The 10026-nt window shown below is 72.7% G+C and carries 9 protein-coding genes; all 9 read left to right on the top strand.

Annotated features, from left to right (window positions below):
* On the top strand, positions 1-287 hold a 287-nt coding region (locus ACYC1Z_RS12245), incomplete at its 5' end, for a sensor histidine kinase (RefSeq protein WP_461409809.1).
* Positions 284-979, top strand: a complete 696-nt coding sequence (locus ACYC1Z_RS12240; RefSeq protein WP_461409808.1) for a LuxR C-terminal-related transcriptional regulator — start codon at positions 284-286, stop codon at positions 977-979. The genes ACYC1Z_RS12245 and ACYC1Z_RS12240, both read left to right, overlap by 4 nt.
* Before the next feature lie 69 nt (positions 980-1048).
* Positions 1049-1390, top strand: coding sequence for a hypothetical protein (locus ACYC1Z_RS12235; RefSeq protein ID WP_461409807.1), 342 nt, complete (start codon positions 1049-1051; stop codon positions 1388-1390).
* Between the two features lie 69 nt (positions 1391-1459).
* Positions 1460-1942 carry a DUF456 domain-containing protein gene (locus tag ACYC1Z_RS12230; RefSeq protein ID WP_461409806.1) on the top strand — a complete coding sequence of 161 codons (483 nt, stop codon included), beginning with the start codon at positions 1460-1462 and terminating at the stop codon, positions 1940-1942.
* A gap of 85 nt (positions 1943-2027) precedes the next feature.
* Positions 2028-4778, top strand: coding sequence for a UvrD-helicase domain-containing protein (locus tag ACYC1Z_RS12225; RefSeq protein ID WP_461409805.1), 2751 nt, complete (start codon positions 2028-2030; stop codon positions 4776-4778).
* Positions 4779-4983: 205 nt separating this feature from the next.
* Positions 4984-7041 carry an acyltransferase family protein gene (locus ACYC1Z_RS12220; protein WP_461409804.1) on the top strand — a complete coding sequence of 686 codons (2058 nt, stop codon included), beginning with the start codon at positions 4984-4986 and terminating at the stop codon, positions 7039-7041.
* Positions 7042-7221: 180 nt separating this feature from the next.
* Positions 7222-8388: an ADP-forming succinate--CoA ligase subunit beta gene (gene sucC, locus ACYC1Z_RS12215; RefSeq protein WP_461409803.1), complete on the top strand. Its 1167-nt coding sequence runs from the start codon at positions 7222-7224 to the stop codon at positions 8386-8388.
* Between the two features lie 17 nt (positions 8389-8405).
* Positions 8406-9326, top strand: coding sequence for a succinate--CoA ligase subunit alpha (gene sucD, locus ACYC1Z_RS12210; RefSeq protein WP_461409802.1), 921 nt, complete (start codon positions 8406-8408; stop codon positions 9324-9326).
* A gap of 216 nt (positions 9327-9542) precedes the next feature.
* A partial coding sequence (locus tag ACYC1Z_RS12205; RefSeq protein ID WP_461409801.1) for a cell division protein PerM occupies positions 9543-10026 on the top strand: 484 nt, incomplete at its 3' end.

The following is a 10026-nucleotide window of genomic DNA, read 5'->3' as shown; positions in this document are numbered from 1 at the left end:
AGACGACGCCCGTCCTGGGCGCCGCGACGCGCGAGGCCCTGGCGAACGCCGTCGTCCACGGCCGGCCGCCGGTGACGGTGTACGTCGAGGTCACCGCCGAGCAGGTCGAGGTGTTCGTCCGCGACCACGGCGAGGGCTTCGACCCCGACGCGGTGCCCGCGGACCGGCACGGCGTGCGACAGTCGATCATCGGCCGGATGGACCGCCACGGCGGCAGCGCGAGCGTCCGCAGCCGGGCCTCCGGCACCGAGGTGCACCTGGTCATGCCACGAAAGGGACGGCAATGAACGAGACGACCGAGACCACCGACCGCACGGGCACCCCCATCCGGGTGCTCATCGTGGACGACCATGCCCTGGTCCGCGCCGGGGTGCGCGCCGAGCTCGGTGCGCATGCCGGCGACATCGCCGTGGTGGGCGAGGCCGACGACGTCGAGGGGGCGATCGGCGCCGTCCACGCCCTGGCGCCCGACGTCGTCCTGCTCGACGTGCACCTGCCCGGTGGCTCCGGTGGTGGCGGCGCCGAGGTCGCCCTCGGCTGCGCCGATCTGCTCGCCAGCACGCGTTTCCTGGCCCTGTCCGTCTCCGACGCGAGCGAGGACGTCGTCGCCGTCATCCGGGCCGGCGCGCGCGGTTACGTCACCAAGGCGATCACGACGCCGGAGCTCGCCGAGGCGATCCGGCGCGTCGCCGGTGGGGACGCGGCGTTCTCCCCGCGCCTGGCCGGTTTCGTGCTCGACGCCTTCGGCACCGGCCAGGCGGACGTCGCCGTGCACGACGACGAGCTCGACCGGCTGACCGCCCGTGAGCGCGAGGTCATGCGCCTGATCGCCCGCGGCTACGCCTACAAGGAGGTCGCCGCCGAGCTGTTCATCTCCGTCAAGACGGTCGAGACCCACGTCTCCGCCGTGCTGCGCAAGCTCCAGCTCTCCTCGCGCCACGAACTGACCCGGTGGGCCGCGGCGCGGCGACTGCTCTGAGGGCGCGGCGACTGCTCCGGAGCACCGACGTGGTGACGAGACGTCAGAAACGCCATCTATGGTGTCCGTATGGACACCCTCTTCGGCATCGTGCTCGTCATCCACATGATCGGCTGGGCCATCGTGCTCGGCGGCACCCTGACCAACCTGCGCGAGCCGCGCATCGCCAAGGGGGTCACGCACGGCGCACTGACGGCGCTGATCGCCGGGATCGTCCTGGTCGGCCTGGCGCAGGCGGGCGACGGCGACGTCAACAACGTCAAGATCGGCGTCAAGTTCGTGGTCGCGCTGGTCATCACGTTCCTGACCCTGTGGGGCGCCCGCAACGAGGAGAAGGTCAGCCGAGGCTTCCTCGGCGGCGTCGCCGGCCTGACCGTGATGAACATCACGATCGCCGTCCTCTGGCACTGATGCCGCGCGCGTTGACGCGGCCCCGGGCGACGGTGCCGTCCGGGGCGACCGGATCCTCGGGGAGGGCTCGTGGCACCACTGGGTGAGCTGGTCGTCGGGCTCGTGATCGTCCTCGGCCTGGTCGGCGCCGTCGTCCAGGTCTACCCCGGCAGCCTGATCGTGCTGGCCGCCGTGCTCGTGTGGTGCTTCGTCACCGGCGGCACCACCGCCTGGGTCGTCGGCATCGTCGCGGTCCTGGCGGTCGGTGTCACGGGCGTGGCGAAGTACGTGCTCGCCGGCCGCTTCCTCACTCGGGCCGGCGTACCGGGCCGCACCCTGGCCGTCGGTGGCCTGCTCGGCATCGTCGGCTTCTTCGTGGTGCCCGTCGTCGGACTGCTCCTCGGTTTCGTCCTCGGCGTCCACCTCATGGAGATGGGGCGCCGGCGGGACCAGGCCGCCGCGTGGCGCGCCACCGTGGCCGCCCTCACGGCGACCGGGCTGACGATCCTCATCGAGCTGGCCGGGGCGCTGTTCGCCACCGGCGCCTGGGTGATCGGTCTCCTACTCACCTGACGGGCCCGGGGACGCCGAGCGCCACCGGCCGGGCCATGGGCGCGGCACCCGGGTGTGGGTGGTGACGCCTACCCTGGATACCGACATGACCTCTCTGTTCGACAACCTGCCCCTGCCCGGCCTCGCGGACCTGCCGCCGCTGGCCGCCGTCGTCCCGCCCCGCGGCGACGACGACGCCTGGGTGCCGCCCACCGACGACGCGGCGCCCGCCGACGACCCCGCCGCCCGCGCCCGCCGCCGCGCCGCCGGTCGCGGCGTAGATGGGCAGGGTCTCGGTGGGCAGGGCCGCGGCGGCGACCCGGCCGCGCTGCTCGAGGGCCTCAACCCCGACCAGCGCGCCGCCGTCGTCCACTCCGGCGGACCGCTCCTCATCGTCGCCGGGGCCGGCTCGGGCAAGACGCGCGTGCTCACGCACCGCATCGCCCACCTGCTGGCCACCGGCGCTGCCCGGCCGGGGGAGATCCTCGCGATCACCTTCACGAACAAGGCCGCGGCCGAGATGCGCGAGCGTGTCACCGACCTCGTCGGCCCGTCCGCCCGGAACATGTGGGTCTCCACGTTCCACTCGGCGTGCGTGCGCATCCTGCGCCGCGAGCACGAGGTCCTGGGCCTGCGGTCCAGCTTCTCGATCTACGACGCCGCGGACTCCCAGCGCCTCATGACCCTGGTGTGCCGCCAGCTCGACCTCGACCCCAAGCGGTTCCCGCCCAAGTCGTTCTCGCGCAAGGTCTCGGACCTGAAGAACGAGCTCGTCGACCCGGAGGACTTCGCCAAGACGGTCAGCGAGTCCAACCCGTTCGACTCCGCCCTGGCGCAGGCCTACACCCTGTACAACCAGCGGCTGCGCCAGGCGCACGCCCTGGACTTCGACGACCTCATCATGATGACGGTCAACCTTCTGCAGGCGTTCCCCGCCGTCGCCGAGCACTACCGGCGTCGGTTCCGGCACGTGCTGGTGGACGAGTACCAGGACACCAACCACGCCCAGTACGTCCTCATCCGCGAGCTGGCCGGGGTGGCCGACCGCCCCGCCACCGCCACCGCCACCGGCCCCGGCGACGGCCTGGCCACCGGCCCCGCCACCGGCCCCCGCCCCGGGACCCCTGCCCTCCCGCCCGCGGAACTGACCGTCGTCGGCGACGCCGACCAGTCCATCTACGCCTTCCGCGGTGCCACCATCCGCAACATCCTCGAGTTCGAGGAGGACTACCCGGCCGCGACCACGATCCTGCTCGAGCAGAACTACCGCTCCACCCAGAACATCCTCACCGCCGCCAACGCCGTCATCTCGCACAACCCGGGCCGGCGTGCCAAGAACCTGTGGACGGACTCCGGGGACGGCCCGCTCATCGTGGGCTACGTGGCGGACTCCGAGCACGAGGAGGCGCGGTTCATCGCGGAGGAGACCGACCGCCTCGGCGACGACGAGGGCACCCGCCCCGGCGACGTCGCCGTCTTCTACCGCACCAACGCCCAGTCCCGGGCGCTGGAAGAGGTCCTGGTGCGCACCGGGATCCCGTACAAGGTGGTCGGCGGCACCCGGTTCTACGAGCGCCGGGAGATCAAGGACGCGCTCGCCTACCTGCGCGCCGTCGCCAACCCCGACGACGCCGTCAACCTGCGCCGCGTCCTCAACGTGCCCAAGCGTGGCCTGGGGGACAAGGCGGAGGCGATGCTCGCCGTCCACGCCGAGCGCGAGCGGGTCTCCTTCGGCGAGGCGATCGCGCACGCCGCCGCCGATGAGCCGGGCGACGGGGTGCCCGAGGTCGTCGGCCTGACCACCCGGGCCCGCGGCCAGGTCCGCGCCTTCCACGAGCTGCTCACCGACCTGCGGGACATGCTCACCGCCGGTGCCACGCCCGCCGAGGTCCTCGATGCCGCACTCGACCGCTCCGGCTACCTCGCCGAGCTGCGCGCCTCCGAGGACCCGCAGGACGCCACCCGCGTGGAGAACCTCGCCGAGCTCCACGCCGTCGCCGCCGAGTTCAGCGAGCAGGACCCCGAGGGAGACCTCGGCGACTTCCTCGAACGCGTCGCCCTCGTGGCCGATTCGGACCAGATCCCCGACGACGACGCCGCCAACCAGGGGCAGGTCACCCTCATGACCGTCCACACCGCCAAGGGGCTGGAGTTCCCGGTCGTCTTCGTCACCGGCATGGAGGATGGCACGTTCCCGCACCAGCGCTCCCTCGGCGAGGAGGATGAGCTCTCCGAGGAGCGGCGCCTGGCATACGTGGCGCTCACCCGGGCGCGTGAGCGGCTCTACCTCTCCCGGGCGGCGGTGCGCACCGCCTGGGGCATCCCCCAGCAGCTGCCCGCCTCGCGGTTCCTCGACGACATCCCCGAGGAGCTCGTCGACTGGCGTCGGGCCGAATCCTCCATGGACGCCCTGCGCGGCGGCCCGGGCGGGTACGGGTCCGGCGGTTCCGGCACGTACGGGTCCGGCACGTACGGCTCCGGCCGGCGCGGTGGCTACTCCGGGGGCGGTCACTCCGGTGGTGGCTTCTCCGGTGGCGGCACCGTTGGCGGCGGGACCGGCTTCGGCGCGGGTGCCGCGGGCCCGTCCGGATCGCGCAGCACTCCCGTGCGCACCGGCCGCCTGGGCGACACCTCCACCACCAAGGCGAAGAAGACCGCGAAGACGGCGACGTCCGGCGCCGCGGGCGAGGGCGGGCACGGGCTCGACGTCGGGGACAAGGTCACACACGACAGCTACGGCCTCGGCACCGTCGTCGCGCTCGAGGGCGGCGGGTCCTCCGCCGTCGCAAAGGTCGACTTCGGCGGCGGCCAGGTCAAGCGCCTGCTCCTGCGCTACTCACCGGTGACGAAGCTCTGAGCCTGCCCGGCCGGCCCGACCAGCCCGGTCCGCCCGGCGGCGGACGCCTGCCCGGTGGCGGACGTCCGTGGCCGGTCATCGGCCCGTGAGTCGCCTCCCACCGCGCATCTGGTAACCGCGCGTCTACCTGTGCGATGTCGGTGCCCACGCCTAGCCTCTAGACATCGACGAAGCGCCGGCCCGGGAGGCAGGCAACGTGGCTGAGATGAAAGTGGCTGAGACGCAGGTGGGAACCCGCGCCCGCGGGCCGGCCGCGCGTGCGCGCGGGCAGAGTGCCCGCCACGGACACATCGAGGGCCTCGACGGGGTCCGGGCGCTCGCGATCGTCGCCGTCCTCGTCTACCACCTGCACCCCGCCGCGCTGCCGGGCGGGTTCCTCGGCGTGGACATCTTCTTCGTCGTCTCCGGCTTCCTCATCACCACGCTGCTGCTGCGCGAGATCGGCACGAAGAATCGGATCGACCTCCGTCGCTTCTGGCTCCGCCGGGCACGCCGCCTGCTGCCGGCGCTCGTCGCCGTGGTGCTCGTCAGCATCCCGTTCGCCTGGCTCGCCGCCACCGACCTGCTCGTCTCCATCGGACGCCAGGCCCTCGGGGCGCTGACATTCTCGAACAACTGGTTGGAGATCGCCGCCGGGACGAGCTACTTCACCAGCACGGCCCCGCAACTCTTCGTGAACTTCTGGTCCCTCGCCGTGGAGGAGCAGTTCTACCTGCTCTGGCCGGTCACCCTCGCCGGGCTCGTCGCCGCCGTCGCCGACCCACGGCGCCGCGCCCTGGTCACGCTCGGCGCCGGCGCAGTCTCCGCAATGCTCATGGCCGTCCTGTACACCCCGGGGGAGGACGCGACCCGGGTGTACTACGGCACGGACACGCACCTGTTCGGCCTGATGATCGGCGCCGCGCTCGCGTTCACCTGGGCCGCGCCGCACGGCGGGATCCTGGGCGCCCGCCCGTGGCGACGGTGGCGCGGGCTCGTCTCGCTCCTCGCACTGGTCGGGCTCGCCGTCCTGATGCTCACCATCCGCCAGCCCAGCACGTTCACGTTCCGGGGCGGCATCCTGCTGGCCAGCCTCCTCACGGCCGTGCTGCTCGCGGGCCTGCTCGGGCCGACCGGCCCGGTCCGAGCGCTCATGCGGCTGCGCCCGCTGGAGTGGCTCGGGGAGCGCTCGTACGGCATCTACCTGTGGCACTGGCCGATCATCCTCGTCGTGGACGAGCTCGTGCCCACCGCGTACGACACCTGGGGGTACTGGGGCGTGCGGGGCCTGGCCCTGGCGCTCACGCTCGGGGTCGCCGCGCTCTCCTACCGCCACCTCGAGCAGCCCGTGCGGATCCTCGGGTTCCGGGGTGCGTGGCGGGAGCTGTGGGGCGCGCTCGCCGGCGTCGTTCCCGGCCGCCGGACCCTCGCCCGGGTCGTCGCCGCCGGTGGCGCCGCCGCCGTGGCGCTGAGCCTGGCCGCGATCGCGGTCGCCCCGGAGCGCTCGCAGACGCAGGTGCAGATCGAGGCCGCCCAGGCCGCGCTCGATGCGTCGGTCGACGCCGCGCAGGATGCTGTGGAACCACCGGACGGGGCTGCGCCCACCCCGGCCGGCCCACCCACCACGACCGACTCGGCCGGCGCGTCTCGTGACGCGGGCGAACCGGGTGAGCCGGCCGACTACTCCATGCCCACGGGCGAGGAGATCACGGGTTTCGGCGACTCCATCGTGGTGACCAGCGTCGACGGCCTCGAGGCCGCGTTCCCCGGCATCATGCTCGACGCCCGGTCGATCCGGCAGTGGCCGGACGCGGAGGTGGCGGTCACCGCCCGGCTCGCGGAGGGCACGGTGCGCCGGGCGGTCTTCCTCGACTTCGGGACGAACGCGGGCGTGCGGGACGAGGCGCTGGTACGCCGGGTCCTCGACGCGCTCGGCGAACGGATGATCGTCGTGGTCAACCTGTACGGCGGCAGCTACTGGGTGCCGGAGGCGAACGAGACGCTCGCACGGATCGTCGCCGACTATCCGACCGCGATCATCGCGGACTGGCACGGTGCCATCTCCGCCCGCCCGGAGCTGCTGCAGGCGGACAACATCCACCCCGGCATCGAGGGGGCCAACCTCTACGCGGACGCCGTCGGACGCGCTTTCGCCCAGCTCTCCGAGCGGCTCATGGGCGTGCGCGTGGACTCCGGCGACGTCTCCGCGGAAACGTCCGCAGGCGGCTCGGCCGGCCACGAAGACGCACCGGCACGGGCTTCGGCGGTGACGTCGAGGCCGTAGCCCGGCCCGCGTCTCCGCGGAAACGTCCCAGCGGCACGCCTGCCGGCGTCCCCGCGCGGACGAGATCTTCCTCACCTGCACCCAGTGGGCGGGGATGAGTCAGGGGCGGTGGCGCGCTACCCTCGTGGGAGATGTCTCGATGTCGAGGCATTTTTGGATGTCGACGGAAGGACCATCGGGGTGGACCTGTACGAGTACCAGGCTCGTGACCTGTTCGAGAAGCACGGTGTACCCGTGCTGCGAGGCGTCGTCGCGACGACGCCGGCCGAGGCCCGTGCGGCCGCGGAGTCGCTGGGGGGCGGCACCGTCGTCGTGAAGGCGCAGGTGAAGGTCGGCGGTCGCGGCAAGGCAGGCGGCGTGAAGCTGGCGCACAGCCCGGAGGAGGCCGAGGCCCGCGCGAGCGAGATCCTCGGCATGGACATCAAGGGCCACACGGTCCACCGCGTCATGATCGCCGAGGGCGCCAAGATCGCGGAGGAGTACTACTTCTCGGTCCTGCTGGACCGGTCCGAGCGTCGCTACCTCGCCATGGCGTCCGTCGAGGGCGGCATGGAGATCGAGCAGCTCGCCGTCGAACGCCCCGAGGCCCTGGCCCGCGTCGCCGTCGACCCGATCGTGGGCATCGACGCGGCCAAGGCCGCCGAGATCGTCGCGCAGGCCGGGTTCGCCCCGGAGATCGCCGACGAGGTCGCGAGCGCCATCCGCACGCTGTGGACCGTCTACAAGGAGGCGGACGCCACCCTCGTCGAGGTCAACCCGCTCGTGCGCACCGAGGACGGCGCCATCATCGCGCTGGACGGCAAGGTCACGCTCGACGCGAACGCGGACTTCCGCCACCCCGAGAACGTCGGGCTCGAGGACAAGACCGCGGCCGACCCGCTCGAGGCGAAGGCCAAGGCGCTCGACCTCAACTACGTCAAGCTCGACGGCGAGGTCGGCGTCATCGGTAACGGTGCCGGGCTGGTCATGTCCACGCTCGACGTCGTCGCCTACGCGGGCGAGCAGTACGGCGTGAGCCCGGCGAACTTCCTCGACATCGGTGGCGGCGCGAACGCCCAGGTGATGGCCAACGGCCTCGACGTGATCCTCCACGACCCGCAGGTCAAGTCCGTGTTCGTCAACGTCTTCGGCGGCATCACCGCCTGCGACGAGGTCGCCAACGGCATCGTCAAGGCGCTGGAGATCCTCGGCGACTCCGCCGACAAACCGCTCGTGGTGCGCCTGGACGGCAACAACGTCGACGAGGGCCGTCGGATCCTCGCCGAGGCGAACCACCCGCTCATCACCCTGGTCGGCACCATGGACGAAGCCGCGGCCAAGGCCGCCGAGCTCGCGGCCGCGAAGTAAGGACGGAACACCACACCATGTCGATCTTCCTGAACTCCTCCTCCAAGGTCATCGTCCAGGGCATGACCGGTGCCATGGGGCAGATCCACACCAGCCGGATGCTCAACTCCGGCACGCAGATCGTCGGCGGCGTGAACCCGCGCAAGGCCGGCACCAGCGTCGACTTCGACGTCGTCCCGGTGGGACCGGGCGCCGAGAACCGCACCGGCGGGCCGGTGTCCGTGCCCGTGTTCGGCACGGTCGCCGAGGCCCGTGCAGCCACCGGCGCCGACGTGTCGGTCATCTTCGTGCCGCCCGCCCACGCCAAGGCCGCCGTCATCGAGGCGGTCGACGCCGGCGTGCCGCTCGTCGTCATCATCACCGAAGGCATCCCGGTGGACGACACGGCCGAGTTCTTCACCTACGCCCAGACCAAGGGTGTGCGCCTCATCGGACCGAACTGCCCCGGCATCATCACGCCGGGCGAGTCGAACGTGGGCATCACCCCGGCGAACATCGCCCAGCCGGGGCGCATCGGGCTCGTGTCGAAGTCCGGCACGCTGACCTACCAGATGATGTACGAGCTCGGTGACCTGGGCTTCACCACCTGCATCGGCATCGGTGGGGACCCGATCATCGGCACCACCCACATCGACGCGCTCCAGGCGTTCCAGGACGACCCGGACACCGACCTCATCGTCATGATCGGCGAGATCGGCGGCGACGCCGAGGAACGGGCCGCGGCGTTCATCAAGGAGCACGTCACCAAGCCGGTCGTCGGCTACGTGGCCGGCTTCACCGCCCCCGAGGGCAAGACGATGGGCCACGCCGGCGCGATCGTCTCCGGCTCCTCCGGGACGGCGGTGGCCAAGAAGGCCGCGCTCGAGGAGGCCGGGGTCAAGGTCGGCAAGACGCCGTCCGAGACCGCACGCATCGCCCGGGAGCTGCTCGGCGCCTGACGCCGCCACCCCCCGCCGGACCCCCGGCCCCCCCGCCGAACAGGCCCTGATGAACCGATTCTCTCGAAGAATGGTCCAGTAGGGCCTGTTCGGCGCTGGTGGGGGTGGGGTGGGTTGGGTGGGGTTGGGGATGAGGGTGGGGTGGGGGCCGTCTCGGGGCCGACACGCCGCGCCGCCAACGCCGACCGGGGGCCCCGAGGCCGGACGATGGAGGCGATGTCCACCACCACGCCGGCCCGCCCGCCGCACGTTATCGACGCCCCGTCGCGGCGTCGCCCCGGCGTGCCCGAGGGCTGGCTGCGCGGCCTGGTCGCCGGCGCGGAGTCGGCCTCGTTCGGCCTGCTCGCCCTGGTGGTCCCCGCGGTCGCGACCTACGTCGCCACCGCCGCGGCGCCGGCCCTCGGCGAGGCGTCGTGGCAGGCCGCAGCCGGGATCGGTGCGGGGCTCTGGCTGCTCGCGCACGGCGTGCCCGTCTCGCTCGGCGCCGGCGCGACGCTCTCCCTCGTGCCGCTGGGCGCCACACTCCTGAGCCTCGGGCTCGTCCACGCCGCGACCCGTCGGATGCGCCTGCCCGGCGCCGGTGCCGCCGCCTTCGTGCCCGTCGGGTACCTGGCGGTCGTGCTGGTCGCGCTGCGGCTCGCGCCCGGGACCGCCGCGCTGCCCGCCCTGGCCGGTGGCCTCCTCGTCGCCGCGCTCGGGG

This window comes from Georgenia sp., assembly GCF_054605595.1.
The sequence above is the reverse complement of the archived record's forward strand: the minus strand, read 5'-3'. Positions and strand labels throughout refer to the sequence as shown.

Coding starts and splice junctions, on each gene's coding strand:
- ACYC1Z_RS12235 (WP_461409807.1), top strand. CDS start 1,049: ATGGACACCCTCTTCGGCATCGTGCTCGTCATCCACATGATCGGCTGG.
- sucD (WP_461409802.1), top strand. CDS start 8,406: ATGTCGATCTTCCTGAACTCCTCCTCCAAGGTCATCGTCCAGGGCATG.
- ACYC1Z_RS12220 (WP_461409804.1), top strand. CDS start 4,984: ATGAAAGTGGCTGAGACGCAGGTGGGAACCCGCGCCCGCGGGCCGGCC.
- ACYC1Z_RS12240 (WP_461409808.1), top strand. CDS start 284: ATGAACGAGACGACCGAGACCACCGACCGCACGGGCACCCCCATCCGG.
- ACYC1Z_RS12225 (WP_461409805.1), top strand. CDS start 2,028: ATGACCTCTCTGTTCGACAACCTGCCCCTGCCCGGCCTCGCGGACCTG.